The organism is Nocardioides sp. (assembly GCF_030019515.1).
In the GTDB taxonomy this organism is placed as follows: Bacteria; Actinomycetota; Actinomycetes; order Propionibacteriales; family Nocardioidaceae; genus Nocardioides.
The window spans coordinates 90173-115731 of sequence record NZ_JASEEQ010000015.1; the positions used below are offsets into that span (position 1 = coordinate 90173).

At 72.9% G+C, this 25559-nt stretch carries 28 protein-coding genes; 19 read left to right on the top strand and 9 right to left on the bottom strand.

What is annotated here, in order from left to right; translation table 11 throughout:
• Positions 1–39: 39 nt before the first annotated feature.
• Entirely contained in the window at positions 40–3270 is a 3231-nt protein-coding gene (gene ileS, locus QMC84_RS18900) for an isoleucine--tRNA ligase (protein ID WP_300377454.1), read from the top strand.
• Positions 3271–3485: 215 nt separating this feature from the next.
• Here ileS and QMC84_RS18905 read toward each other — a convergent pair whose 3' ends face one another.
• Positions 3486–4331: an LLM class F420-dependent oxidoreductase gene (locus tag QMC84_RS18905; RefSeq protein WP_300377456.1), complete on the bottom strand. Its 846-nt coding sequence runs from the start codon at positions 4329–4331 to the stop codon at positions 3486–3488.
• A gap of 154 nt (positions 4332–4485) precedes the next feature.
• Here QMC84_RS18905 and dapE point away from each other — a divergent pair, with 154 nt between their 5' ends.
• From dapE to QMC84_RS18930, 5 genes are read left to right on the top strand one after another with little or no spacing between them, the layout of a single operon-like run.
• On the top strand, positions 4486–5556 hold the full coding sequence (gene dapE / locus QMC84_RS18910) for a succinyl-diaminopimelate desuccinylase (protein ID WP_300377458.1): 1071 nt from the start codon (positions 4486–4488) through the stop codon (positions 5554–5556).
• A gap of 1 nt (position 5557) precedes the next feature.
• On the top strand, positions 5558–6289 hold the full coding sequence (locus QMC84_RS18915) for a TIGR00730 family Rossman fold protein (RefSeq protein WP_300377460.1): 732 nt from the start codon (positions 5558–5560) through the stop codon (positions 6287–6289).
• A gap of 6 nt (positions 6290–6295) precedes the next feature.
• Entirely contained in the window at positions 6296–6598 is a 303-nt protein-coding gene (locus QMC84_RS18920; protein ID WP_300377462.1) for a DivIVA domain-containing protein, read from the top strand.
• A 15-nt stretch (positions 6599–6613) separates the two neighbouring features.
• The gene (locus tag QMC84_RS18925) at positions 6614–7039 is read left to right on the top strand and encodes a hypothetical protein (protein ID WP_300377464.1); all 426 of its coding nucleotides are present in this window, start codon (positions 6614–6616) and stop codon (positions 7037–7039) included.
• Between the two features lie 33 nt (positions 7040–7072).
• Entirely contained in the window at positions 7073–7828 is a 756-nt protein-coding gene (locus QMC84_RS18930) for a M14 family zinc carboxypeptidase (protein WP_300377466.1), read from the top strand.
• A 102-nt stretch (positions 7829–7930) separates the two neighbouring features.
• On the opposite strand, the gene QMC84_RS18935 is transcribed toward QMC84_RS18930, so the two are convergent.
• Both QMC84_RS18935 and QMC84_RS18940 read right to left on the bottom strand, forming a co-directional pair.
• Entirely contained in the window at positions 7931–8725 is a 795-nt protein-coding gene (locus QMC84_RS18935; RefSeq protein WP_300377468.1) for an enoyl-CoA hydratase-related protein, read from the bottom strand.
• A 95-nt stretch (positions 8726–8820) separates the two neighbouring features.
• Positions 8821–9597, bottom strand: a complete 777-nt coding sequence (locus QMC84_RS18940; protein ID WP_300377470.1) for a PaaX family transcriptional regulator C-terminal domain-containing protein — start codon at positions 9595–9597, stop codon at positions 8821–8823.
• 142 nt (positions 9598–9739) lie between these two features.
• On the opposite strand from QMC84_RS18940, the gene QMC84_RS18945 reads away from it, so the two are divergent.
• The 3 genes from QMC84_RS18945 (at position 9740) to QMC84_RS18955 (ending at position 11876) form a co-directional block, all read left to right on the top strand.
• Entirely contained in the window at positions 9740–9907 is a 168-nt protein-coding gene (locus QMC84_RS18945) for a DUF3117 domain-containing protein (protein ID WP_166191440.1), read from the top strand.
• A 173-nt stretch (positions 9908–10080) separates the two neighbouring features.
• A complete protein-coding gene (locus QMC84_RS18950; RefSeq protein WP_300377472.1) occupies positions 10081–11541 on the top strand; it encodes a M17 family metallopeptidase in 1461 nt (486 codons plus the stop codon).
• On the top strand, positions 11538–11876 hold the full coding sequence (locus QMC84_RS18955) for a hypothetical protein (RefSeq protein ID WP_300377474.1): 339 nt from the start codon (positions 11538–11540) through the stop codon (positions 11874–11876). Before QMC84_RS18950 ends, QMC84_RS18955 begins: the two co-directional genes overlap by 4 nt.
• 124 nt (positions 11877–12000) lie before the next feature.
• Here QMC84_RS18955 and QMC84_RS18960 read toward each other — a convergent pair whose 3' ends face one another.
• A complete protein-coding gene (locus tag QMC84_RS18960) occupies positions 12001–12678 on the bottom strand; it encodes an O-methyltransferase (protein ID WP_300377476.1) in 678 nt (225 codons plus the stop codon).
• 154 nt (positions 12679–12832) lie between these two features.
• Between QMC84_RS18960 and sigE the strand changes: the two genes are divergently transcribed.
• From sigE to QMC84_RS18975, 3 genes are read left to right on the top strand one after another with little or no spacing between them, the layout of a single operon-like run.
• Positions 12833–13522 carry an RNA polymerase sigma factor SigE gene (gene sigE / locus QMC84_RS18965; protein WP_300377478.1) on the top strand — a complete coding sequence of 230 codons (690 nt, stop codon included), beginning with the start codon at positions 12833–12835 and terminating at the stop codon, positions 13520–13522.
• Positions 13519–14004, top strand: coding sequence for a hypothetical protein (locus tag QMC84_RS18970; RefSeq protein WP_300377480.1), 486 nt, complete (start codon positions 13519–13521; stop codon positions 14002–14004). The genes sigE and QMC84_RS18970 overlap by 4 nt, the downstream gene beginning before the upstream one ends.
• A 46-nt stretch (positions 14005–14050) precedes the next feature.
• On the top strand, positions 14051–15433 hold the full coding sequence (locus QMC84_RS18975) for a trypsin-like peptidase domain-containing protein (RefSeq protein ID WP_300377482.1): 1383 nt from the start codon (positions 14051–14053) through the stop codon (positions 15431–15433).
• A 132-nt stretch (positions 15434–15565) separates the two neighbouring features.
• Here QMC84_RS18975 and QMC84_RS18980 read toward each other — a convergent pair whose 3' ends face one another.
• Positions 15566–15835, bottom strand: coding sequence for a helix-turn-helix domain-containing protein (locus tag QMC84_RS18980; RefSeq protein ID WP_300377484.1), 270 nt, complete (start codon positions 15833–15835; stop codon positions 15566–15568).
• Between the two features lie 135 nt (positions 15836–15970).
• Between QMC84_RS18980 and QMC84_RS18985 the strand changes: the two genes are divergently transcribed.
• Entirely contained in the window at positions 15971–16645 is a 675-nt protein-coding gene (locus QMC84_RS18985) for a hypothetical protein (RefSeq protein WP_300377486.1), read from the top strand.
• A 4-nt stretch (positions 16646–16649) separates the two neighbouring features.
• Complete coding sequence (locus QMC84_RS18990) at positions 16650–17948, top strand: hypothetical protein (protein WP_300377488.1); 1299 nt, start codon at positions 16650–16652, stop codon at positions 17946–17948.
• On the opposite strand, the gene QMC84_RS18995 is transcribed toward QMC84_RS18990, so the two are convergent.
• Positions 17927–19255 carry a hypothetical protein gene (locus QMC84_RS18995; RefSeq protein ID WP_300377490.1) on the bottom strand — a complete coding sequence of 443 codons (1329 nt, stop codon included), beginning with the start codon at positions 19253–19255 and terminating at the stop codon, positions 17927–17929. The two genes, QMC84_RS18990 and QMC84_RS18995, sit on opposite strands and share 22 nt — an antisense overlap.
• A 12-nt stretch (positions 19256–19267) precedes the next feature.
• On the bottom strand, positions 19268–19630 hold the full coding sequence (locus QMC84_RS19000; RefSeq protein WP_300377492.1) for a hypothetical protein: 363 nt from the start codon (positions 19628–19630) through the stop codon (positions 19268–19270).
• 117 nt (positions 19631–19747) lie between these two features.
• On the opposite strand from QMC84_RS19000, the gene QMC84_RS19005 reads away from it, so the two are divergent.
• The 4 genes from QMC84_RS19005 (at position 19748) to QMC84_RS19020 (ending at position 23640) form a co-directional block, all read left to right on the top strand.
• Positions 19748–21199 carry a wax ester/triacylglycerol synthase family O-acyltransferase gene (locus tag QMC84_RS19005; protein ID WP_300377494.1) on the top strand — a complete coding sequence of 484 codons (1452 nt, stop codon included), beginning with the start codon at positions 19748–19750 and terminating at the stop codon, positions 21197–21199.
• The gene (locus tag QMC84_RS19010) at positions 21196–21552 is read left to right on the top strand and encodes a hypothetical protein (RefSeq protein WP_300377496.1); all 357 of its coding nucleotides are present in this window, start codon (positions 21196–21198) and stop codon (positions 21550–21552) included. The genes QMC84_RS19005 and QMC84_RS19010 overlap by 4 nt, the downstream gene beginning before the upstream one ends.
• Positions 21553–21745: 193 nt before the next feature.
• Positions 21746–23374, top strand: a complete 1629-nt coding sequence (pruA, locus tag QMC84_RS19015; protein WP_300377497.1) for an L-glutamate gamma-semialdehyde dehydrogenase — start codon at positions 21746–21748, stop codon at positions 23372–23374.
• Positions 23374–23640 (top strand): hypothetical protein, encoded by a 267-nt coding sequence (locus tag QMC84_RS19020; RefSeq protein WP_300377499.1) that lies wholly within the window; start codon positions 23374–23376, stop codon positions 23638–23640. Before pruA ends, QMC84_RS19020 begins: the two co-directional genes overlap by 1 nt.
• Here the strand turns inward: QMC84_RS19020 and QMC84_RS19025 are convergent.
• Both QMC84_RS19025 and QMC84_RS19030 read right to left on the bottom strand, forming a co-directional pair.
• A complete protein-coding gene (locus QMC84_RS19025; protein ID WP_300377501.1) occupies positions 23625–24107 on the bottom strand; it encodes a DUF2505 domain-containing protein in 483 nt (160 codons plus the stop codon). The two genes, QMC84_RS19020 and QMC84_RS19025, sit on opposite strands and share 16 nt — an antisense overlap.
• On the bottom strand, positions 24107–24706 hold the full coding sequence (locus tag QMC84_RS19030; protein WP_300377503.1) for a DUF2505 domain-containing protein: 600 nt from the start codon (positions 24704–24706) through the stop codon (positions 24107–24109). The genes QMC84_RS19025 and QMC84_RS19030 overlap by 1 nt, the downstream gene beginning before the upstream one ends.
• Between QMC84_RS19030 and QMC84_RS19035 the strand changes: the two genes are divergently transcribed.
• Positions 24705–25508 (top strand): tryptophan 2,3-dioxygenase family protein, encoded by an 804-nt coding sequence (locus tag QMC84_RS19035; RefSeq protein ID WP_300377505.1) that lies wholly within the window; start codon positions 24705–24707, stop codon positions 25506–25508. The two genes, QMC84_RS19030 and QMC84_RS19035, sit on opposite strands and share 2 nt — an antisense overlap.
• Positions 25509–25559: the final 51 nt, after the last annotated feature.

Here is a 25559-nt window from a genome sequence, read left to right on the forward strand (position 1 = left end):
CGTGGCAGAAGCCCGAGACGAGCCGCAGGAGAGCCACCCATGACCTATCCGTTGGTCTCGACGTCCGACACCGGCGCCGTCCCCTCGAGCCCGAAGTTCCCCGCGATCGAGGAGCGGGTGCTGGAGTACTGGAAGGCCGACGACACCTTCCAGGCGAGCATCGACCAGCGCGACCCCGGTGAGAACGGCGCCAACGAGTTCGTCTTCTACGACGGGCCGCCGTTCGCCAACGGGCTGCCGCACTACGGCCACCTGCTGACCGGCTACGTCAAGGACCTGATCCCGCGCTACCAGACCATGCGCGGCAAGCGCGTCGAGCGGCGCTTCGGCTGGGACACCCACGGGCTGCCCGCCGAGCTGGAGGCGATGCGCCTCAACGGCATCAAGACCACCGACGAGATCCTCGAGCTGGGCATCGAGAAGTTCAACGCGGCGTGCCGGGCGTCGGTGATGAAGTACACCGGCGAGTGGCGCGAGTACGTCACCCGGCAGGCGCGCTGGGTCGACTTCGACAACGACTACCGCACGATGAACCCCGACTACATGGAGTCGGTGATCTGGGCGTTCAAGCAGCTCTTCGAGAAGGGCTGGGTCTACGAGGGCTTCCGGGTGCTGCCCTACTGCTGGAACGACGAGACCCCGCTGTCCAACCACGAGCTGCGGATGGACGACGACGTCTACCAGGTGCGGCAGGACCCGGCGGTCACGGTCGGCTACGAGGTCACCACGCCCGCCCCCGTCGACGGGTTCAGTTTCCAGGGAGTGAAGCTGCTCGTCTGGACGACCACCCCGTGGACGCTGCCGAGCAACCTCGCGGTGATGGTCGGCGAGGACATCGAGTACGTCGTGGTCGAGGCTCCGTCGGACTCCGGGGCGGGCGTGCGCTACCTGCTCGCCGACGCGCGGCTCCCGTCGTACGCCCGTGAGCTGGGGGAGACCCCGGAGGTCGTGTGGCGCGGGCCAGGCTCGGAGCTGGTCGGGCTGACCTACGCGCCGCCGTTCTCCTACTACCTCGGCCACGAGAACGCCTTCCGCGTCGTGCCGGCAGAGTTCGTCACCACCACCGACGGCACCGGGCTGGTGCACACCGCGGGTGCGTTCGGTGAGGACGACAAGATCGTCACCGACCGCGAGAACATCGAGGCGGTGATGCCGGTCGGCAAGGACGGACGGTTCACGTTCCCCGTCGTCGAGTACGAGGGCATGCTGGTCTTCGACGCCAACCTGCACGTGATCGACCACCTCAAGGCCGCGACCACGGGCACGGGGGAGACCGGCTCGGTCACGCCGGGCACCGTGCTGCTGCGGCGCGAGACCTACGACCACAGCTACCCGCACTGCTGGCGCTGCCGCGAGCCCCTGATCTACAAGGGCGTGTCGTCGTGGTTCGTCGAGGTGACCGCGTTCAAGCAGCGGATGCTCGAGCTCAACCAGCAGATCAACTGGGTGCCCGACCACATCAAGGACGGCCAGTTCGGCAAGTGGCTCGAGAACGCCCGTGACTGGTCGATCACCCGCAACCGCTTCTGGGGCAGCCCGGTGCCGGTGTGGAAGAGCGACGACCCGACGTACCCCCGCGTCGACGTCTACGGGTCCTTCGAGGAGCTCGAGCGCGACTTCGGCACGCTGCCGCGCAACCAGGACGGTCAGCCCGACCTGCACCGGCCGTACGTCGACGACCTGGTGCGCCCCAACCCCGACGACCCGGCCGGGAAGTCGATGATGCGCCGGGTGCCCGACGTGCTCGACGTGTGGTTCGACTCGGGCTCGATGAGCTTCGCGCAGAACCACGTGCCGTTCGAGAACGCCGACTGGTTCGCCCACCACTTCCCGGCCGACTTCATCGTCGAGTACATCGGCCAGACCCGCGGCTGGTTCTACACGCTGCACATCCTGGCGACCGCGATCTTCGACAAGCCGGCGTTCGAGAACTGCATCAGCCACGGCATCGTGCTCGGCTCGGACGGCAACAAGATGTCCAAGTCGCTGCGCAACTACCCCGACGTGCGCGAGGTGTTCGACCGCGACGGCGCGGACGCGATGCGCTGGTTCCTGATGTCCTCGCCGATCCTGCGCGGCGGCAACCTGGTCGTCACCGAGCAGGGCATCCGCGACTCGGTGCGCCAGGTGCTGATCCCGCTGTGGAACAGCTGGTACTTCTTCCAGCTCTACGCGAACGCTGCCGACGGTGGGCAGGGGCACGACGCGGTGGCGCGCACCGACTCCGAGCACCCGATGGACCGCTACATCCTGGCCAAGCTGCGCGACTTCGTGGACGAGATGACCGGGTCGCTCGACGCGTACGCCGTGGCCGAGGCGTGCGACGCGACCCGGTCGTTCCTCGACGTGCTCACGAACTGGTACATCCGCCGCTCGCGGGACCGGTTCTGGGAGGGCGACGCCGACGGGTTCGACACGCTGTTCACGGTGCTCGAGACCGTCTGCCGGGCGACCGCGCCGCTGATGCCGCTGGCGACCGAGGAGGTCTGGCGCGGGCTGACCGGCGAGCGCTCGGTGCACCTGGCGGACTGGCCGCTGGCCGAGTCGCTGCCGGCCGACCCGGTGCTGGTGGCCGCGATGGACCAGGTCCGGGAGGTCTGCTCGGCCACGTCGGCGCTGCGGAAGGCCGGCAACCTGCGCAACCGGCTGCCGCTGGCGACCCTGACCGTGGTCGTCGACGACCCGGCCGCGCTGGCCGGGTTCGAGGCGATCGTCCGCGACGAGGTCAACGTGAAGGAGGTCCGGCTGCTCGCGGCCGAGTCGCCCGAGGCTTCGTCGTACGGCGTGGAGCAGCGGCTGACCGTCAACGCGCGCGCGGCCGGCCCTCGGCTGGGTCGCGACGTGCAGACGGCGATCAAGGGCTCGAAGTCCGGCGACTGGTCGGTCGCCGATGACGGCACCGTCACCTCCGGTGGGCTGGTGCTGGCGGAGGGGGAGTACACCCTCGAGACGGTCGCCGGCTCGGCCGACGGCGGCTCGGCCACGGGCGTGCTGCGCAGCGGCGGGTTCGTGGTCCTCGACACCGCGGTGACGCCCGAGCTCGCAGCCGAGGGCCTGGCCCGCGACCTGGTCCGCGCCGTCCAGCAGGCGCGCAAGGATGCCGGACTGGACGTCTCCGACCGGATCAGCCTGACCATCGGCGGCTCGGATGAGGTGCAGGCCGCGGCTCGCACCCACGAGCAGCTGATCACCGGCGAGACCCTCGCGACGTCGTACGACGTGGTCGCCGCCGACGGTCCCGAGCCGACCGTGACCGTGGCGAAGGCCTAGGCATCGGCTCGAGTCGGCGCAAACTGCCCGCTGAGGAGGCTCGAGTCGGCGCAAACTGCCCGCTGAGCAGGCTCGAGTCGGCGCAAACTGCCCGCTGAGCAGGCTCGAGTCGGCGCAAACTGCCCGCCTTGTCCACAGCGCCTGGGGATGGCGCGGGCAAGATGCGCCGACTCGGCGTCGTGGGGCGGGCAAGATGCGCCGACTCGGCGGTGGGGTCAGGCGAGGCCGAGGCGCCCGGCCAGGCGGTCGAGCGAGGCGAGGACCTCGTCCGGGGCCTTGTCGGGGACGCCCCAGATCAGCTCGGTGGCGCCGGCCTCGGCCCAGCCCATCAGGTCCTCGGGGTTCGGCTTGAACGCGATGAGGATTCGGATCTCGGGGGAGCCGTCGCGGCCGGCGTCGGCCCAGGCCTTCTTCAGTGCCTCGATGTTGGCGGAGATGTCGGCCTGGGTGGGGGTGGTCATCCAGCCGTCGGCGTTCTCGGAGATCCACCGGAACGTCTTGGGCCCGCCGCCGGCCCCGATGATGAGCGGGATGTGCCGGGCCGGCTTGGGGTAGGCCCAGGACGGCCCGAACGAGACGAACTCCCCGTCGTAGGACGCCTCCTCCTGGGTCCACAGCGCCCGCATCGCCTCGACGTACTCCTTGAGGACCGTACGGCGACGGGCGGCCGGGACGTGGTGGTCGGCGAGCTCGTCGGTGTTCCAGCCGAAGCCGGCCCCGATGTCGACGCGGCCGCCGGAGAGGTGGTCGAGCGTGGCGATCTGCTTGGCGAGCGTGATCGGGTCGGACTCGACCGGCAGGGCGACCGCGGTGGAGAGCCGGATCCGGGACGTGACCGCGGCGACCGTCGCCAGCGACACCCAGGGGTCGAGGGTGCGCAGGTAGCGGTCGTCGGGCAGCGACTCGTCACCGGTGCCGGGGTGCGCGGCCTCGCGCTTGACCGGGATGTGGGTGTGCTCGGGCACGTAGAACGTGTCGAAGCCCCGCTCCTCGGCCGCGGCGCCCAGCGCGGCGGGTGTGATCCCGCGGTCGGAGGTGAACAGGACGAGGCCGTTGCGCATGCGCCGATACTAGAACGTGTTTCAGTTCTCGGGAACCTGTGACCGTCGAGTGACGCGGACTGGCTGCATCCGAGGCCTCAGGGGAGCCAGTTGGCGTCACTCGACGATCCCCGGCGCCAGCCGGGGACCGCGCCGGGCTGGTTGGATAGGCACCGTGACCACGACCCCGCTCGACCTCACGACCGACGTCGTCACGCTGACCGAGCAGCTGGTGAACATCGAGTCGGTCAGCCGCAACGAGCAGGCGATCGCGGACGCGGTCCAGGCCGCGCTCGCGCCGTACGACCATCTCACCGTGACCCGGCACGGCAACACCGTGGTCGCCCGCACCGACCTCGGCCGCCCCGAGCGGGTGGTGATCGCCGGCCACCTCGACACCGTGCCGGTCAACGACAACCTCCCCGCCCGCCGAGAGGGCGGCCTTCTGCACGGCCTCGGCAGCTGCGACATGAAGGGCGGGGACGCGGTGATCCTCCGGCTGGCGGCCACGGTCGCCGAGCCCACCCGCGACGTCACCTACCTGCTCTACGACGCCGAGGAGATCGAGGCCGAGCACAACGGGCTGCGGCTGCTCTCCCTGACCCATCCCGAGCTGATGGCCGCGGACTTCGCGATCCTGATGGAGCCGTCCAACGCCGGCGTCGAGGCGGGCTGCCAGGGCACGCTGCGCGTCGACGTGCGCACGACCGGCGAGCGCGCCCACTCCGCGCGCAGCTGGCGGGGCGTCAACGCCATCCACCGGGCCGGCGAGGTGCTCCGCCGCCTGGAGGGGTACGACGCCCGGCGGCCGGTCATCGACGGCCTGGAGTACCACGAGGGCCTGAACGCGGTGGCCGTCCGCGGCGGCGTGGCCGGCAACGTCATCCCCGACGAGTGCGTGGTCGAGGTCAACTACCGGTTCGCCCCGGACCGCTCCGAGGCCGAGGCGGAGGCGTTCGTCCGGGAGTTCTTCGACGGCTTCGACGTCACCCTCACCGACTCGGCGCCGGGCGCGCTGCCCGGGCTCGACCGGCCGGCCGCGAAGGCATTCGTCGAGGCCGTCGGCGGCGAGGTCAACCCGAAGTTCGGGTGGACCGACGTGGCCCGCTTCAGCGGGCTCGGCATCCCGGCGGTGAACTACGGGCCCGGGGACCCCCTCCTCGCGCACAAGCAGGAGGAGCACGTGCCCGTCGAGCAGATCGAGCACTGCGAGACCCGGCTCCGGACCTGGCTGGAGGGCCGCTGAGATGGTGCGTTCGAAGTCCAAGGGCCCGATCCTCCAGCGGCGCGCGCAGGTCGACGCCGTCACCACCGACCAGCGGCTGCTCGACGGCCGCGGGCCGGCCGACTGGGTACACACGGATCCGTGGCGGGTGCTGCGCATCCAGGCCGAGTTCATCGAGGGCTTCGGCGCGCTGGCCGAGCTGGGCCCCGCGATCTCGGTGTTCGGCTCCGCCCGCACCCCCGCCGACCACCCGGCGTACGCCGTCGGCGAGGAGGTGGGCCGCAGGCTCGTCGAGGCCGGGTTCGCGGTGATCACCGGCGGCGGGCCGGGCGTGATGGAGGCGGCCAACAAGGGCGCGAGCGAGGCGGGCGGGATCAGCGTCGGGCTCGGGATCGAGGTGCCCTGGGAGGCCGAGCTCAACGACTGGGTCGACGTCGGCATCGACTTCCGCTACTTCTTCGTCCGCAAGACGATGTTCGTGAAGTACTCCCAGGGCTACATCGCGCTGCCCGGCGGCCTGGGCACCCTCGACGAGCTGTTCGAGGCGATGACCCTGGTCCAGACCCAGAAGATCACCTCGTTCCCGATCGTGCTCCTCGGTGTCGCGGAGTGGAGCGGCCTGCTGGACTGGATGGCCGACTCGATGCTCTCCGACGGCCGGATCAAGCAGAGCGACCTCGACTCGCTACTGCTCACCGACGACATCGACGAGGCGATCGCGTGGATCGTCGCCGGCCGCCGGGACGGTGAGTAGGCCGTGATGTGGTTCTTCGCGGTGCTGATCGTGCTGGCGCTGGGCGGGATCGCGATGGTCGCGGCGGGCCGCGGGGCGCCGCTGGCCGAGGCGTACGACGACCGCCCCGACGCCGGCGTGCCCGCGAAGGGCCCGCTCGCGGCCGAGGACCTGCGGCGGGTGCGCTTCTCGCTGGCGGTCCGCGGCTACCGGATGTCGGAGGTCGACGCGCTGCTCGACCGCCTCGCCACCCAGCTGGAGGACGGCAGCGACCCGGAGGGCGAACGCCCCGGCCCCACGAGGGGTCATGGCGGTGAACCCCGCGCGTAGGGCACACTTCGCAGCGTGTCGACCGAGGTGATCGTCTACGTCCTCACCGTGCTGGCGGCTGTCGTGATCGTGCTGACCCGGCTCCGGCTCGGCCGGCAGGACGGCGGCGCCGGGCGTCTCCAGATGGGCAACGGGCTGCTCAACGTGCACACCGGCGCCGGTGCGGTGGCCCTGGTGCTGTGGTTGGTCTTCCTGGTGGCGGGCGAGGACTCCGCGGCCGGCAGCGAGACCGTCGGCATCATCGCCCTCGCGCTGTGGTGGGTCGTGGTGGTGGCCGGGCTGCTGATCCTGGTGCGTTGGCTGCCCAGCCGCGGTCGGCACGCCTCCGAGGGTCGCGACGACAGCTGGTCCGAGGGCCCGGGCCTCTCGATCCTGGCCCACGTCGGGATGCTGGTCGGCGTCGGCGTGTTCACCTGGGCCTACCTGACTGCCGCGGTCTGACCCCCGCGTCCCGATGTTCTAGGGTCGGTGCCCATGCGTCTCGGGACCCTGATCGCCACCGCACTCGCCGCCACGCTCGTCACCGGGCTGCTCGCCGGCACGCCGACGGCGTCGTACGCCGTGCGCGCCCCCGACGGTCGGCCCGCCGTCATGGAGAAGCGCGTGATCGGGCACTCCGTGCGCGGCCGGCCGATCAAGGCCTTCCGGCTCGGCGAGCGCGGCCAGCCCAAGGTGCTGCTGATCTCGACGATGCATGGCAACGAGGGGCACCCGCGGCAGATCCTGGCGACCCTGCGCGACGGCAAGCCGATCCACGGGCTCAACCTGTGGGTGCTGCCCATCTACAACCCCGACGGGCTCGCCCGGCACACCCGCAAGAACGCGCACGGCGTCGACCTGAACCGCAACTTCCCCTACCGCTGGGCCGACCTCGACGGCAGCTACGAGTCCGGACCGCGGCCCGGCTCCGAGCCGGAGACCCGCGCGGTCATCCGGTTCCTCAAGCAGATCAAGCCCCGCTGGATCGTCAGCTTCCACCAGCCCCTGCACGGCGTCGACACCGACACCAAGAACGCCCGCTTCTCCCGCCGGGTGGCCGACAAGCTGAACCTGCCGCGCAAGTCGTTCACCTGCGGCGGCGTGTGCCACGGCACGATGACCGGCTGGTTCAACCACCACTTCACGGGCTCCGCGCTCACCGTCGAGTACGGGGCGCACCCCTCCAAGCGGCTGATGCGCAGGATCGCGCCCACGCAGGTGCTCTCGATCTGGGGCGCGCGGCGCAGGTAGTCGACCCCTGAGTGGACTGGGTCTCGACACTCCGGTCGCGCCCTCGTTCCTCGGACGCGCGGCTCGCTCGACCACCATCAGCGGATCCGCTTCGCGTCTCCGCTAGCGGCCCTCGAACACCGGCTTCTGCTTGGCGACGAAGGCGGCCACCGCGGCCCGGTGGTCGGCGGTGGCGCCGGTCCTCTGCATCATCGCGCTCTCGACCTCGAGGGACTCCTCGAAGGAGTGCCCGGCGGCGTAGGCGACCGACTGGCGGATCGCCCCGAGCGCGACAGTGGGGCCGGCGGCCAGGCGGGCGGCCAGCGCGCCGACCTCGGCGGCCAGCTCGTCGGTCGGCACCACCCGCGTGGCCAGGCCGAGCTCGAGGGCGTCGGCGGCGGGGACGGTGCTCGGGAAGTACAGCAGCTCCAGCGCCTTCGCCCGGCCGACCAGCCGCTGGAGGTGGTAGCTCGCGCCGGTGTCGCAGGACAGCGCGACGTTCGCGAAGGCCAGGTTGAAGCCGGCCGTGTCCGCCACGATCCGCAGGTCGCAGGCGAAGGCCAGGCTCGCCCCGGCGCCGGCCGCGACGCCGTTGACGGCCGCGATGACCGGCTTGGCCATCCCCGCCAGCGTGCTGACGATCGGGTTGTAGTGCTTCTCCACGGTCGTGAACAGCAGGTCGCTGCCGCCGTTCTCGAGCAGCTCGATGTGCTCCTTGAGGTCCTGGCCGGTGCAGAAGGCCTTGCCGCTGCCGGTCAGCACGACGCAGCGCACCGCGGGGTCGTCGGCCACCGCGCGCACGGTCTCGAGGAGCAGCTCCTTCGTGGCGACGTCGAGGCTGTTGTAGGCCTCCGGACGGTTGAGCGTGATGGTCCCGACGCCGTCGGTGACGTCGAGGAGGACGGAGGGCTCGGTCATGCGGGCATCCTGTCAGGTCGGGCCGGTCCAGGCCGGTGGGGTCGGACTGGCGGGGTCGGCCGGCGGGGTCGGCCGGCGGGGTCGGCCGGTCGCGCTCAGCCGTCCAGGCAGCGCGCGACGAACCGGTCGGCGCCCGGCTTGAGCCGTCCGGCCGCGCCGGCGAACAGCTCGGCGGCGGCCCGGCCCGGCCAGTCGCCCGGGAGCAGCGCCGGCGGGAGCCCGGGGTCGGTGAACAGGAACTTGCGCCACTCGTGCACCAGGTGGAAGCGCGCCGCGAACGCCGCCTCGTCGGCGTCCTCGTGCGCCCCGAGGTGCTGCTCGACCAGGTCGTCGGAGGCCCGCAGCCAGCCGTCGTAGGCCAGGCGCAGGGCGGCCAGGTCCCACGCGCCGGTCGGTGGGGGGTCGAAGCGGTCCGCCCGTGCGGTGGTGGCGCTCGCGCCCTCGCGGTCGAGCACCGACCCGAGCTCGGCGCGCTCGAACGGGCTGACCCACACGTGGTCGGCGAGCTCGGCGTACCCGATGAAGGTGAGCCCGGCGCGCAGCCGCGCCCGGGCGGTCCGGCCGGACGGCGGGCTGACGAACGCCAGGTGCCAGTGCCCGTCCCAGGCCGGCGCCTCGCGACGGTAGACGCGGCGTCCGGTCTCGTCGAGCCGCCGGTCCGCCCGCGCGGTGGTGCGGTAGCCCCGGCCGCCGTCGAGCTGGACCGACTCGAGCCAGCCCTGCATGACCATCCGGGAGATCGCGGTGCGCACCGCCGGGGCCGCGATGCCGACCGGGTCGAGGAGCCGCACCAGGGCGGCCACGGGAGCCTCGCTGCCGCGGGCGCGCAGGTGGTCGCCGTAGACGTCGAAGAGCGCCGAGCGGGCCTGCATGGCAGGAGTGTGCCAGGTGCGCGTCCGGGCTCCGGACGGGCTGTGCTCCGCGTCACCGTCCGATAGGGGATAATGGTCCGTGCGTACGGCGCAGCCGGGCCCTCGGAGACCCGCTGCCACATGACAAGAGGAAGGTGCGCGGATGGCGGCGATGAAGCCGCGGACAGGCGACGGTCCGCTGGAGGTCACCAAGGAAGGACGCGGCATCGTGATGCGCGTCCCGCTCGAGGGCGGTGGTCGCCTGGTTGTCGAGCTGAACGCCGAGGAGGCCGGCGCTCTGGGAGATGCCCTCAAGGCCGTCGTCGGCTGACCCCGGTGCCCACGACCCCGTCATCGGCCCCATCATCGGCCCCGTCATCGGCCCCGTCATCGGCCCCGTCATCGGCCCCGTCATCGCCGCAGTCACCTAGCCTGCCGAGCCAGGTCTCCCCGCCCGAGTTCGCGCTGAGCGGGGCGCTTCCGCACACCATCCTCGGCGTCGAGGTGATCGCGATCCCCGTGCTCCCCGGTGGGGAGGGCGAGGCCCTGGCGCTCGGTCCCGGGGCGGACGAGCTCGGCGAGCGGCTCGGCATCGACCTGCTCGCGATCCTCGAGGCAGACGGCGCGACCGGCCGGGCCGGGGAGGTCACCGCGCTCCCCGTGCCGCTGGGTGCCCCGGACGACGCCGGCCTGCGGCGGGTGCTGCTCGTCGGGGTCGGGGCCCAGACCCTCGAGGACTTCCGCCGCGCCGGGGCGGCCCTCGCGCGGGCGTCGTACGACCGCGGGTCGCTGGCGACCACGGTGCCCGCGATCGCCCCGGACGAGGGGCTCGAGGCGTTCGTCGTCGGCGCGATGCTCGGCTCGTTCGGCTTCAGCTGGCGCTCCGGTCCGCCCCCGCACGTCCCGGTGAAGCGGGTCGTGCTCGCGGGGCTGCCCGACCCGAAGCCGCTCGCGCCCGTGCTGGACCGGGCGGTGGCCGTCGGCGGCGCGGGCTGGCGCTCGCGGATGCTGGCCACCGTGCCCTCGAACCTCAAGAACCCGCCGTGGCTCGCCGACCAGGCCGAGCAGATCGGGCGCGACGCCGGCCTCGACGTCACCGTCTGGGACGAGCACCGGCTCGCGGAGGAGGGGTTCGGCGGCCTGTTGGGCGTCGGCCGGGCCTCGGCCACCCCGCCGCGGCTGATCCGCCTCGACTACCACCCGCGCAAGGCTGGCCGGCGTACGCCCACCGTCGTGCTGGTCGGCAAGGGCATCACCTTCGACACCGGCGGCCTGTCGATCAAGCCCGGCGAGGCGATGGTCAACATGAAGCGGGACATGACCGGCGGCGCGGTCGTGCTCGCGACGATGGCCGCACTGCGCGCCGTCGACTGCCCGGTCCGGGTGGTCGGGCTGGTCGCCTCCGCCGAGAACGCGATCGGCGGCGCCGCACTGCGGCCCGGCGACGTGATCCGCCACTACGGCGGCCGCACCAGCGAGGTCACCAACACCGATGCCGAGGGGCGGCTGGTGCTCGCCGACGCGATCGCGTACGCCGTCGCCGAGGTCAAGCCGGACGTCGTCGTCGACGTGGCGACGCTGACCGGCGCGATGAAGGTCGCGCTCGGACAGCAGACCGGCGGCCTGTTCGCCAACGACGACGCGCTGGCCGCGACCCTGGTGGCCGCCGCCGAGCGGGCCGGCGAGCCGCTGTGGCGGTTCCCGCTGGCGAGCGCCTACGAGCCCAAGCTCTCCTCCACCGTGGCCGACGCCGACAACGCCCCCAGCGGTCCGGGCGCGATCGTGGCCGCCCTGTTCCTGCAGCACTTCGTCGGCGACCTGCCGTGGGCGCACCTGGACGTCGCCTCCGTCGGCGACGCCCCGGAGGAGCGGCACGAGTGGACCACCGGCCCTACCGGGTTCGGCGCCCGCGCCCTGCTCGCCTGGCTCGGCACCGAGCACCCCCTCGAAGGAGTCGGATCATGAAGGGTCTCACCGTCCGCTGGTCGCTCACCGACGCACCCGCCGGGGTCGAGGAGCAGCTCGCGTCGTACGTCGCCGACAGCTCCTATGACCGGTTCACCGGCCAGGAGGGGCTCCGGTTCAAGACCTGGCGGTGCCGTCCGGGCGAGTGGTTCGAGGGCTGCTACGTCTTCGTCAGCGACGAGGCGCGGACCGAGTTCCAGCGCGCGTTCTCCCGCACCGCCGCCGAGTCGCCCGGCTCCCAGATCGTCGGCAGCGCCCCGATCCTGATCGAGGAGTGCGACATCGTCGCCGTCGCCGAGGGCGGGGACGGGTTCCTCGCCGCCGGCCGGTACTGACCTCACAGCGGCCGCGAGACCCGGCGGTTTCCCCGGGTACCCGGGGAAACCAGTACTCCTAGGCCGAAACTTCGGCCGAAGAGTGACAACTTCCCCGGGTACCCGGGGAAACCAACGCGGGCGGCTACGCCCCCGGGTTCCACTCCTTCTTGGCGACCAGCAGGCCGTCGCCGACGGGCAGCAGGACGGCGACCAGGTCGTCGTGCTCGGCGACCTGGCGGCCGAGCTCGCGGATCGCCACGGTGTCCTCGTCGCGCTGGGCCGGGTCGGCCACCCGGTCGTGCCACAGCGCGTTGTCGAACGCGACCACGCCACCGGGGCGCAGCAGCCGCAGCGCCTCCTGGAGGTAGGCGGAGTACTCCGCCTTGTCGCCGTCGCAGAAGACCAGGTCGTAGTGGCCGTCGGTGAGCCGGGGGAGTACGTCGAGCGCCGAGCCGGAGATGGTCCGCGCCCGCTGGGCGGCGACGCCGTCCTCGGTGAACGACTGGCGCGCCAGGCGCTGGTGCTCGGCCTCGATGTCGACGGTCGTCAGCACGCCGTCGGCGCGCATGCCGCGCAGCAGCCACAGCCCCGAGACGCCGGTGCCGGTGCCGATCTCGACGACCGCCCGCGCATCGAGCACGGAGGCGAGGAACCGGAGCGCGGCGCCCCCGCCCGGACCGATCGGGACGACCCCGACCTCCTCGGCACGGGACCGGGCCGCGGCGAGGACGTCGTCCTCCGCGACGTACGCCTCGGCGTAGGACCAGCTCGCGGGCTTGATCGGCGTGGTGATGGTGGCCTCCTGGGGTCGCGGGCTCACCGTACCGCGATCGACGGGAACGTCGCGGGAGCCGCGCACGTTGTCCTGGATGAGGTCGTCCCGGCCGCCGGCGACGAGCCCGGCGAGGGCACCGGCCCGGACACCGGCGAAGAGACATGATGCTCACAGGTTCCTCTCAGCAGAGGTCTCTACCGTGAGGAAGGACAAGACGCTGTTCCCCCAGGCACGCAAGCGCCAGCAGCCCCTCCAGGAGGCACCCATGGACACCCCGGTGGCGCCCGCTGCTGACCCCGCGGACGGCCCGATCGAGGGTGTCCCGTCCTGGGAGGAGATCGTCGAGCAGCACTCCGACCGGGTCTTCCGGCTCGCGTACCGCCTGACCGGCAACCGCCACGACGCCGAGGACCTCACCCAGGAGGTCTTCGTCCGGGTGTTCCGCTCGCTGTCCACCTACACCCCCGGCACCTTCGAGGGCTGGCTGCACCGGATCACCACCAACCTGTTCCTCGACCAGGCCCGGCGCAAGCAGCGGATCCGCTTCGACGCGCTCTCCGACGAGCGCGCCGAGCGGCTCACCAGCTCCTCGCCGGCGCCCGACGCGGCGTACGCCGACCGCACCTTCGACGACGACATCGAGCGGGCGCTCGCGACCCTGCCCCCCGACTTCCGGGCCGCGGTGGTCCTCTGCGACGTCGAGGGTCTCGCCTACGAGGAGATCGCCGAGATCCTCGGCGCCAAGCTCGGCACCGTGCGCTCGCGCATCCACCGCGGCCGCGCCATGCTGCGCTCGGCGCTCGCGCACCGGGCGCCCAGTGCCGGCCGGGTGCGGTACGCCGGTCCCGCGGCCGGCCCGCTCCTCTCGGGCTGGCGGTCGACGACGTGATCGGCCACCACCTGGGCTCACGGACCAGCGCGCTGCTGGACGGCCAGCTCTCGGTCGATGAGACCGAGCGCGCGTGGGAGCACGTGCACGGGTGCCACGCGTGCCGAGACCTCGTCGAGCGCGAAGGCTGGATCAAGACCCGGCTCGCGGGGCTCTCCTTCGAGGTCGCGGCTCCGGCGACCCCGTCCTGGCTGAAGGGCTCGCTGATCGACGCCTCGTCCGGCTGCGGCTCGTCGGCCGCGTACGTCGGCCTGGGGGCGCCCGCCGACCACCGGCGCCGCACCCTCGGGCTCGCCGCCATCGGCGGCAGCGCCGTCGGCGCGGCGGTGATGGGCGTGCTCGTCCTCGGGGTGGCGCCCGCCGACGCCCCGACCATCGACCGCCGGGCACCGCTCACCTCGATCACGAACACCCAGGTCCCGCGGACGCCGGCGCCGACGGTCCCGGTCGCCCACGTCACCCGTGAGGCGAGACAGAAGTAGCGAGCCCGGCGCTGCCGGATTTCGCGGCACGCGACAAGATGGTGCTGTGACGCAGGACGAGCCCCGCGACGACGAGTCGACACAGCCCTTGGCGGCCGCGCCGCTCGCGCCGCTCGCGCCGCTCGCGCCGCCGCCATCGATGCCGCCATCGGCGCCGCCATCCGCGCCCCCCAGCTGGGTGCCGCCCACGGTGCAGTCGCCGCCGCACCGGTGGCCGGGCCTGCCGCCCGGTTCGCCGTACGCCGGCCAGCAGCCGGCGTACGACCCGACGTTCGGGCCGACGTTCGGGCCGCCGATGGGCCCGCCGCCGCGCCACCTGGCACCGCGAGGCCGGGTCCCGGGCTGGCTGTGGCCGGTGGTCTGCGTGCTCGCCCTCACCGTCGGGCTGGTGGGCGGCGCGCTCGGCGGCCTGGCCTACGAGCGGATCACCGACGAGCAGCCCGGCACCGTGAGTGGCGGCCTGGCCGACGTCGACACGGTCTCCGAGGCACCGCTCGCGGCGGACAACGGCTCGATCGAGGAGGTCGCCGCGCGGCTGCTGCCGAGCACCGTCCAGATCTCCGCCGAGTACGAGGGCCAGCGCGGCGGGGCGACCGGATCCGGCTTCGTGCTGGATCGGCAGGGCCACGTGATCACCAACAACCACGTGGTGGCTGACGCCGACGAGGCCAAGGGCCCGATCGAGATCGTCGACCAGGACGGCAACCGCTACCCCGCGACGGTGGTGGGGCGCAGCGCGGTCTACGACCTCGCGGTGCTCTTCTCCCCGAAGGCCCGGGGCCTGACCCCGGCCGCCCTGGGCGCCTCCCAGGCGCTGCGGGTCGGCGAGGGCGTGGTCGCGATCGGCTCGCCGCTCGGGCTCAGCTCGACGGTGACGGCTGGGATCGTGAGCGCGCTGCACCGGCCGGTCACCACCGGTGACGCCGGCAACGACTCCTCCTACATCAACGCGGTGCAGACCGACGCGGCGATCAACCCGGGCAACTCCGGCGGGCCGCTGGTCAACCTGCGCGGCCAGGTCGTGGGCGTCAACTCGGCGATCGCCACGACCGGCGGCGGCCTCGGGGGCGAGGCTGGCAACATCGGCGTCGGCTTCGCGATCCCGATCGAGCAGGTCCGGGTCACCGCGGACCAGATCCTGCGCACCGGCGAGGCGGAGTACCCGGTCATCGGCGCGCAGGTGCAGACCGGCCAGAACGACGGCCACGGCGCCGAGGTCGACTCGGTCCTGCCGGACACCCCCGCCGAGCAGGGTGGCCTGCGCGAGGGCGACGTGATCACCGAGGTCGAGGGTGAGCGGGTCACCGACGGCATCGCGCTGATCGTGGCGATCCGGGCGCACCAGCCGGGCGAGACCGTGGAGTTCACGATCGTCCGCGACGGCCAGGAGCGGACGATCTCGCTCACCCTGGGCGCCGAGACCGGCTGATCTCCTCGCCGTGGCTGCCGCTCCCGCCCCGGGCGTCGGTTTCCCCGGGTACCCGGGGAAACCAGTACTTCTGGGCCGAAACTTCGGCCGATATGTGCAGGTTTCGGCCGAAGAGTCCGGGCCGCGACGACGTCAGGTCCGATCCCGAGGCTGGCGGGGCGGCGAAGCCGACACGCCGGCCTCGGACTCCACGTAGGGGTGCTCGTCGACGAAGGTCCGGGTCTCGGCGTACATCCGCTGGATGAACTCCTCGAGCTGGGCCGACTCCACGCGCCACTGGCCCCGGCCGCCGATCTTGATCGCGGGCAGGTCGCCGCGCCGGACCAGCGCGTAGACCTGCGCGCTGGAGGTGTTGAGGACCTCGGCGACGTCGGCGAGCGTGAGGAAGCGGGGGCCGGCCATGGGCTCATCGTCGCACCCCGCGGCGCCCCGCGCGGGCCCGACCCGCGCCGCTGTGGACGACGGGCGGACGAGCGGTGGGACCACGGTTGTGGATGACGGGGTTTCGAGGCGCCCGAGTGTGGCGATGATGTGCGGGTGACCCGGCGGCCGGTGCAGCGTCCGGGGATCGGGGGAGTCGCTCCGGTCCCGCCCGCGACGCGCGCGAGCCGCCCCGGCTGGCGCGACCCGCGGCTGTGGGTCGGGGTCCTGATCGTCACGGTCTCCGTGGTGGCGGGTGCGCGGCTGCTGGCCGCGGCCGACGACACGGTCTCGGTGTGGGCGGTCGCCGCCGACGCCGGTCCGGGTGCCGAGCTGGACGCCGGCGACCTGGTCGCCCACCGGGTCCGGTTCGCGGACGCCGCGGACCTCGGGCGCTACTTCAGCCTCGAGGACGAGCTGCCCGCCGACCTGCGGCTGGTCCGGGGGGTCACGGCCGGGGAGCTGCTCCCGCGGGCCGCCCTCGGCGCCGCCGACGACGGGGCCGACACCGTCGAGCTGCCGGTGACGGTCGACACCGAGCTGGTGCCGCCCTCCGTACGCGCCGGGTCGGTGGTCGACGTCTACCTCGTCGGCCGCGGCGCCCGCGACCGCAGCGGCCCGGCCCTGGCCGCGGCGACCGTCGTCGACGCGCCCGGCATGGACACGACGTTCGGCTCGGCGACCGGGCACCGGCAGCTGGTGCTCGCCGTCCCGGAGGCCGACGCGACCGCGTTCCTCGACGAGCTCGGCCGCACCGAGGCCCCGGTGCTCACCGTGGTACGCCGGGGCTGACCCCGTGGCCGACCGTGCGCTCGTCCTGATCGTCGCCTCGGGCGCGGCCTGGGAGCCGACCGCCCTCCTCCGGCTCGGGGACCACCCCGGCATCGTCGTGCTCAAGCGCTGCGTCGACGTCGACGACCTGCTCGCGGCCGCGACGGCCGGGCAGGCGGACGTGGCCGTGCTCGGCCTGGACGCCCCCGGGCTGGATCGCAGCGCGGTCGACCTGCTGCGCAAGCACGGGGTCCGGCCGGTCGCCATCGCGCCCGGCGGCGCCACCCTCGACGGTGGGCGGCTCCGGGCGGCTCGGATCGGCGTGCACCGGGTCGTCACCGACGACGACCTCGACCGCCTGGTCGAGACGGTGCTCGCCGACGAGTCCCCGGCCACCGCGGTCCGGCCGCCGGCCCCGCTCGGGCCGCCGCCCTCCGGGCCTCCGAGTCCGCAGCCGTCGGGACCGCCCGCCGGTGCGCCCTCGCCACCCGGCCGCGTGATCGCCGTCTGGGGACCGGCCGGCGCCCCGGGGCGGACCACCCTCGCGACCGCGCTGGCGGCCGAGTCCGCCCGCCGGCAGCGGCGTACCGTCCTGGTCGACGCCGACCCGTACGGCGGGGCCGTGGCCCAGCAGCTCGGCATCCTCGACGAGGTCTCCGGCCTGCTGTCCGCGGCACGGCTCGCCTCCTCGGGTCAGCTCGAGGAGCGGTTCGCCTCGGTGCAGCGCGGCCTCGACCCCCACCTCAGCGTGGTCACCGGCCTGCCCCGGGGCGATCGGTGGGTGGAGGTGCGGGCGGGCGCCATCGAGCACCTGCTCGAGGTCGGCCGCGAGCGCGGCGACGTGGTCGTCGACACCGGCTTCAGCCTCGAGGACGACGCGACGCCGGACTTCGGCACCCGGCCGGGCCGCAACCAGATGACCCTCGGCGCGCTCGAGGTGGCCGACGAGGTGCTCGTCGTCGGCGTGGCCGACCCGGTCGGCCTGTCCCGGCTGGCCCGCGCCCTCGTCGAGCTGCGCGACCTGACCGCCGGTCGCCCGGTCCACGTCGTCGTCAACCGGATGCGCGCGACGCTCGGCTGGTCCGAGCGCGACATCGCCGGGATGGTCGGCGGCTTCGCGCGGGTCGCGGGCCTGCACTTCCTCCCCGAGGACCAGGCGACCGTCGACCGGGCCCTGGTGAGCGGCCGCACGCTCGTCGAGGTCGGGGACTCGCCGCTCGGTCGCGCCGTCGCGCGGCTGGCCGACGCCCTGTCGCCCGGGGCCCCGGGGGGCGCGTCCGCGGAGGCGCCGGCGGGCGTCGCTCAGGCGGCGAACAGCAGGTAGAGCCCGCCGACGGTGAAGGCCACCATCGCGAACAGCAGCGGGAGCTGACCGGTGAGCTGGTGCCGCGGCGGCAGGAGCCTGATCGCCCGGTCGTGCGCCGCGATCACCCCCAGCACGTGCCCGGCGACCACGGCGAGCACCTTGAGGTTCGCCAGGAACGTCGGGTGGTAGGCCAGCCAGTAGATCGGGTCGAGGTTCGCCGTGCCGAGGTAGTTGCTGCCGTCGCTGAACGGGTCGCTGGCCTGCACCAGCGTCAGCTGGCCGACCTCGACCAGGTAGCGCAGGTAGTGGGCGATGATGTAGCCGACGATGATCGGCACCACCGAGTGGGCCAGCCGGTTCGGCAGCTCGCGGCGCCGCAGGTCGTCGCCCAGCCCGGTGAGCACGCAGCCGGCCACGAACACCAGGCCGACGCCGACGCAGAACGCCAGCAGCGCGAGGTTGTTCAGCAGGTACGACGACGTGTCGGTCGACTGCACGAAGGACAGCCACCGGGTGGAGTCCTTGAACGAGTCGAACGCCGTACTGCCGAACAGGACCGCGACGACCGCGACCAGCCCCGGACGGGCCGGCGTCGTGTCCAGGTTCGCGAGCGGGCTCCGGACCACGAGCAGGTCACCGCGCCGGCCCCACACCGAGAGGTGCGAGACCAGCGTGGAGTAGACCTCGAACGGGTCGGCGCGCTCGTAGAACGTGGACCCGAACAGGGCGCCGCCCACCAGCATCACCGCGACGTACGCCGCGCACCACAGCCGGACCGGACCGAGCTCGGTGGAGAACGGGTAGACGAGCTCCATCCACACGAAGGCGAACAGGCCGACCGCGGCCGGCCAGTAGCCGAGCCGGTCGGGGTAGGCCAGCAGCCCGCGGTCCGGGTCGCTGCCGGACACCTTGGCGAAGGCCAGGTTGATGGTGCGGACCGGGCTGATCGCCTTCCACACCGGGCCGAGCAGCACCGAGAGCGGGACCAGCCCGACCCACCACCACACGTAGAAGATGCCGAAGATCGGGTTGATCACCAGGTCCTTGCCGAGCACGGCGGCCATCGCGGCGTAGAGGAACACCACGAAGCCCAGGACCCGGCACCCGACCCGCCAGCCGGCGGAGTCCACCAGGCGGCGGACCAGCGCCGGGGCCGGCCGGCCGCTCGTGGCCGCGTCGTACCGCGGCGTGCGCCAGGCGACCGCCAGCACCGTGAACGAGACGACCAGAGCGGCGCTGGCGCCCGCGATCGCCAGCTCGGGGGAGATCGGGAGGTCCTTCGCGCCGCCGATCCCGTGCGCGAGGGTGATGCCGTCGGGCGACATCTCAGCGAGCCCTCATCGGATCTCGAGCTGGACGATGACCTTCTCGAGGTTGTGCGACTCGACGTCGACGGTCCCCGGCCGGTCGATGCCCTCGATCGTCAGCGTGGACTCGCCGACGTCGTACTCGAGCTCCTGCTCGGGCGTGGAGTGCACGTGGATCTCGCCCGGTGCGTCCGCGGTCACGTCGAGCTCGACGTCCTGCCCGACGGCGACCTCGACCCGCTCGCCGTTGGGAGTGACGCTCTCGCCCTCGATCGTCACCTCGATCACCTTCGGCCCCGAGTCCGTCTCGCCGGGGGAGTCGCTGCCACCGCATGCGGTGAGGGCGGCGAGGGAACACAGGAGTACGGCCAGGGCGGCCAGCACACGGCGCATCGTCCAGTCCTTCTGCTCGGCCCTGCTGCTGGGGCTGCGTCGACGGTAACGTCTGTCAGAATCGCACGTCGGGCCGACGCCCGGCACGCCGCCCCAGCGCTGCGACGAGAGGACACCATGACCGAGAGGCTCCGTCCGCGGGACGTCGCCGTCCTGGCCGAGGAGTCCGCGTCCACGCCGATGCACAACGCGACCGTCGAGATCTTCGAGCCCGGCCAGTCCGGCTTCGACTACGCCCGGCTGGTCGGGCTCGTGCAGGAGCGGATCTCCTTCGTCCCCCGCTACCGCCAGCGCGTCCAGCCGGTGCCGGGCCGGATCGCCAACCCGGTGTGGGTCGACGACGAGCACTTCGACCTCGGCTACCACGTACGCCGCTCCGCGCTGCCCCGACCGGGCACCCTCGACCAGCTCCGCGACCTGGTGGCGCGCATCGTCTCGCGCCCGCTGGACCGCAGCCGCCCGCTGTGGGAGATGTACTTCGTCGAGGGCCTGGCCGACGGGCAGGTCGCGATCCTCACCAAGTCCCACCAAGTGCTGGTCGACGGCATCGAGACCGTCGACCTGGGCCAGGTGCTGCTCGACAAGTCGCCGGTGCCCAAGGAGCTGGGCGCCGACGGGTGGCGGGCCCGCACCCGCCCCTCGTCGCTCGCGCTGATGGCCGGCGCGGTGCACGACTCGCTCACCGGCCCGGAGACGGTGGCCGACACGCTGCTCAGCACGACCGGGTCGGTGCTGCGCGGCGCCGCCTCGACCGCCCGGTCCGCGGGCCGGGTGCTCGACGCGCTCGCCAACCGCAGCGCCAGCGGCGACTCGCCGATCATCGGGCCGCTGTCCCAGCAGCGCCGGGTCGTCGCGGTGCGCACCGACCTCGCCGACTACCGCAAGGTCCGCGAGGCGCACGGCGGCACCGTCAACGACGTGGTGCTCGCGACCGTCACCGGGGCACTGCGGGCCTGGCTGATGACCCGCGGGGAGTCGATGCGCGGGGTCCGGCAGATTCGGGCCGTCGTCCCGGTCTCGGTCATCGACGAGGAGCTCGAGGCGACCTCGCTCGGCAGCCAGATCGCCGCCCACTTCGTCGACCTGCCGGTGCGGGAGGCCAGCCCCGTGGTGCGCCTGCACCAGGTCTCCTACTCCTTCCAGGCGCACAAGGAGACCGGGCGGGCGGTCGCCGCCACCCGGCTGATCGGCATCCCTGGCTTCGCGCCGGCGACGTTCCATGCGGTCGGCTCCCGTGTCGCCGCGGTCGAGCGCCGCCGCGGCTACCAGCTCAGCGTCACCAACGTCCCCGGCCCGCAGGCGCCGCTGTACGCCGCCGGCGCCCGGATGGTCGCGACCTACCCGGTGCCACCGCTGCTCGAGGGCCATCCGCTGGCGATCGGCGTGACGTCGTACGACGGGCACGTCTACTACGGCCTCACCGCCGACCGCGACATGCTGCCCGACGCGGACCTCCTCGGCCCCTGCCTGCACGAGGCGCTCGACGAGCTCGTGGACTCGGCCTCCGGCAGCCGCACCCGCGTGCCCCGGGGCCGCAAGAAGCGCCGCCCGCCCGAGGAGACGCCGTGACCGTCCGCGCCTACCTGCCGACCACGATCGCGGTGCTCGCCGAGCAGTACGAGCAGGGCGCGTTCGTGGTCAGCGACGACGTCGTGGTGCTCGCCAGCGCCGCCGACGACGAGGAGGCGGAGTACGACGCCCTGATGACCGCGGCGGCCGTCTCGGCCGCCCTGGTGGCCGGCGCCGGGCGCCGCGTGGTCGTCGTCGCGGAGCTCGACCGGTCGCCCGAGACCGGGTGGACGGTCCCGCTCAAGCGGGTCGTCGCCGTGCACGCCGACACCGAGGACCGCCCGGCCGACGCGGACCCCGACGGCGACCTCGGCTGGTTCGCCACCCAGGAGATCCCCCAGCTCCTCACCTGACCCCTCGGGCAGCGCCGAGTCGGCGCGTCTTGCCCGTTGGGGAGGGTCGAGTCGGCGCGTCTTGCCCGCCGGCGCGGGCAGTTGGCGCCGACTCGGCTGTGGTGGGTGGGCAGTTAGCGCCGACTCGGCCGTTGTGGGCGGGCAACTGGCGCCGAGTCGGCGTCGCCTGCCACTCCTCGCTACGCTCGCAGGCATGGACGCTGTGACCCACCCGCCGGTTCCCACGAACGAGCCGAACCTGACCTACGCGCCGGGCACCCCTGAGCGCGAGTCGTTGCTGGTCGAGATCGAGAAGCTCGAGAAGAAGCAGAAGAACCTGCGGGCCTACGTCGGTGGCCGGTGGCGGGCCGGGGGTGGCGCGGAGATCAACGTGGTGCAGCCGCACGACCACCAGCACGTGCTCGGCACCCTGAAGAACTCCACCCAGGCCGATGCCCGGGCGGCGGTCAAGGCCGCGGCCGACGCCGCCCCGGAGTGGCGGGCGATGGACTTCGACGACCGCGCCGCGATCCTGCTCAAGGCCGCGGACCTGCTGGCCGGGCCGTGGCGCCAGCGGGTGAACGCGGCCACGGTCCTGGGCCAGTCCAAGACGCCGTTCCAGGCCGAGATCGACGCCGCCTGCGAGCTGATCGACTTCTGGCGCTACAACGTGCACTACGCCCGCGAGATCCTGGCCGACCAGCCGATCGCGAACAGCCCGGGGGTCTGGAACCGCACGGACCACCGGCCGCTGGAGGGGTTCGTCTACGCGATCACGCCGTTCAACTTCACCGCGATCGCCGGCAACCTGCCGACCGCGCCGGCGCTGATGGGCAACACGGTGATCTGGAAGCCGTCCCCGACCCAGCAGCTCGCGGCTTCGTTGACGATGGAGCTGCTCGAGGAGGCCGGCCTCCCGCCGGGCGTGATCAACATGCTGCCCGGCGACGGGGTCGACGTCTCGGCGGTGGCGTTGGCGCACCCGGACCTGGCCGGGATCCACTTCACCGGCTCGACCCCGACCTTCCAGCACCTGTGGCGCACCGTGGGGGAGAACATCGCCGGCTACCGGTCCTACCCGCGGATCGTGGGGGAGACCGGCGGCAAGGACTTCATCGTCGCGCACGCCTCGGCCGACCCGGGTGTGGTGCGGACCGCGATGATCCGCGGCGCGTTCGAGTTCCAGGGCCAGAAGTGCTCGGCCGCCTCGCGGGCGTACGTCGCCCGGTCGGTGTGGACCAAGATGAAGGACTCGTTCCTCTCCGAGATCGAGTCCATCACGGTCGGTGACCCCACCGACTTCTCCAACTTCATGGGCGCGGTCATCGACGACCGGGCGTTCGCCAAGCACCGCAAGGCGATCGACCGGGCCAAGCGGTCCCGCAAGCTCGACATCGTCGCCGGCGGGACCCTGGACGACTCGACCGGCTGGTTCGTCGACCCGACCGTGGTCGAGGGCGGCGACCCGACCGACGAGATGTTCACCACCGAGTACTTCGGCCCGATCCTGGCGGTCCACGTCTTCGAGGACGGGGACTTCGAGAAGGTCGTGCGCGGCATGGAGTCCATCGCGCCGTACGCGCTGACCGGCTCGATCATCGCCCGGGACCGCCGCGCGATCGCCTGGGCCCAGGACGAGCTGCGGTTCGCAGCCGGCAACTTCTACATCAACGACAAGCCCACCGGTGCGGTCGTGGGCCAGCAGCCCTTCGGTGGCGGCCGCGCCTCGGGCACCAACGACAAGGCCGGCGCCGCGGTCAACCTCCTGCGCTGGACCTCGCCCCGCTCGATCAAGGAGACGTTCGTCCCGCCGACGGACTACCGCTACCCCTACCTCGGCTGATGATCCTGCTGCACATGGGCGCGCTCCACCCGGTGGAGAAGGCGCTCACGCTCGTGCTGGCGTTCGGCCCGTTCCTGCTGCTCGGCCTGGTGGTCTGGCTGCGGGGCCGGGCCGAGCGCCGCGAGGACGCCCCGGCCGAGAGCATCAGCGCCGAGAACATCAGCGCCGAGAGCACCAGCGCCGAGAGCACCAGCGCCGAGAGCACCGGCGCCGAGAGCGCGCCCATCGAGAGCAGTCCCACGGAGAGCGGTCAGGTCGACAGGTAGTCGTGCCCGACCCGCTCCTCGGCGACCAGCGCCTTGCGGAGCAGGTCGGAGACCAGCCCCTCGATCCGGCCGCCGACCAGCGGCAGGTTGACCCGGATCTCCACGTCGACGGTCTCGGTGGTGGTGCCGTCGGCCTCGACGAGGGTGATGGTGCCGTCCATGTGCCCGGGCTTGCCCGGGATCGTGACGTGCAGCTCGCCGGTGTCGGGCGCCGACCAGTCCTCGCGCTGCACGATCCGGATCTCGTCGCCCACGAACTTCTTCGCGAACGACGGGATCCCTGCGGCCGGCTGCACCTGCTCGACCAGCACCGTCATCGCGTCGCCGGACCGGTCGATCTCGACATCGGCACTGAGCACCCGCTGGTACTCGCAGACCGCCTCGCGGAACCGGGGGTCGGCGAGCATCTCGACGACGTCCGCGAGCGGCGCGTCGTACGTCATCCGGTGCGTGAGGCGCCGCGACATCAGCGGCCTGCGAGGTAGTCGACGCCGACGCCGTGCTCGGCGTCCATGCCGGCCGTCACCTTGTCGGCGAGCAGCTTCTCGAGCCTGCCGCCGATCAGGGGGACCCGGACCTTGATGTCCAGCTCCACGATCTCCACGGTGCCGGAGCCCTCGGGCCGCAGCGTGATCGTGCCCTTGAGCGTGGACGGCTTGCCCGGCGTGTCGATCTGCAGGGTGCCTCCGGTCGTGTCCGCCCACGTCTCGCGCTGGATCGCGCGGGTCGACGCGCCGGCGAAGGTGCGCGCGAACGACGGCAGGTCGTCGGTGCGCTGCTCCTGGTCGACGCTGAGCGTGAAGCCGTTGCCCTCGCGCTCGAGGGACACCTCGGCCGAGATCACGTTCTGCGCCGCGCAGGCGGCCTCGCGGAACGCCGGGTCGGCCAGCATCTCGAAGACCGCCGCCGGCGGAGCGTCGTAGCGGAGCTCGTGTCGGAACCTCATGCCGCACATCATGCCCGCGTCCCGCGGGTCGGCTCCACCGCCACGCAGGTCGCGGAGCCGCTCCCGGAGCTGCCGCACCGCGCCGTGGTGCAGCTCGCCACGCCCTAGGGTCGGGCCCATGAGCGACAACTTCGTGTCCTTCGGCGAGCAGGGTGCCCAGCTCACCTACGGCAGCTACCTGCGGCTCCCGCAGCTGCTGGACGCCCAGCACCTGGAGTCGGACCCGCCGGCGCACGACGAGCTGCTGTTCATCACGATCCACCAGGTCTACGAGCTGTGGTTCAAGCAGCTGCTCCACGAGGTCTCCGCGGCACGCGACGCGATGCTGGGCGGCGAGGCGGGTGGCCGGCTGTGGTGGGCGCAGCACCTGCTCACCCGGGTGCACGTCATCGAGCGGGTCCTGGTCCAGCAGATCGACGTCCTGGAGACGATGACCCCACAGGAGTTCCTGGAGTTCCGGCAGCGGCTGGCCCCGGCGAGCGGGTTCCAGTCGGTGCAGTTCCGTGAGCTGGAGTTCCTCTCGGGCGCGCAGGACCGGGCATACCTCGAGCGGTTCCGTGGGATCACGCCGGCCGAGCGGCAGCGACTCGACCGGCGGCTGGAGGAGCCGACGCTCTGGGACGCGTTCCTCGTGATGCTGCGCTCCTCCGGCCTGGCCGCCGACTCCGACGACGAGGTCTCCGCGTCGCTGCGCACCGCCGCCCACGACCGGTCGCGGTACGCCGTCGTGTGGGCGCTGTCCGAGGCGCTGCTCCAGCACGACGAGCTCGCCGCCAACTGGCGCGCCCGCCACGTCGTCATGGTCGAGCGGATGATCGGCAGCAAGTCCGGGACCGGCGGGTCGAGCGGCTCGTCGTACCTCCGCTCCCGGTTGCCGGTCCAGTACTACCCGCTGCTGTGGGGGCTGCGCAGCGAGCTCTAGGTGTACCCGGCCATCAGGTTGGTAGCAGGCGGCTGATCGGCGGCTTGCCTC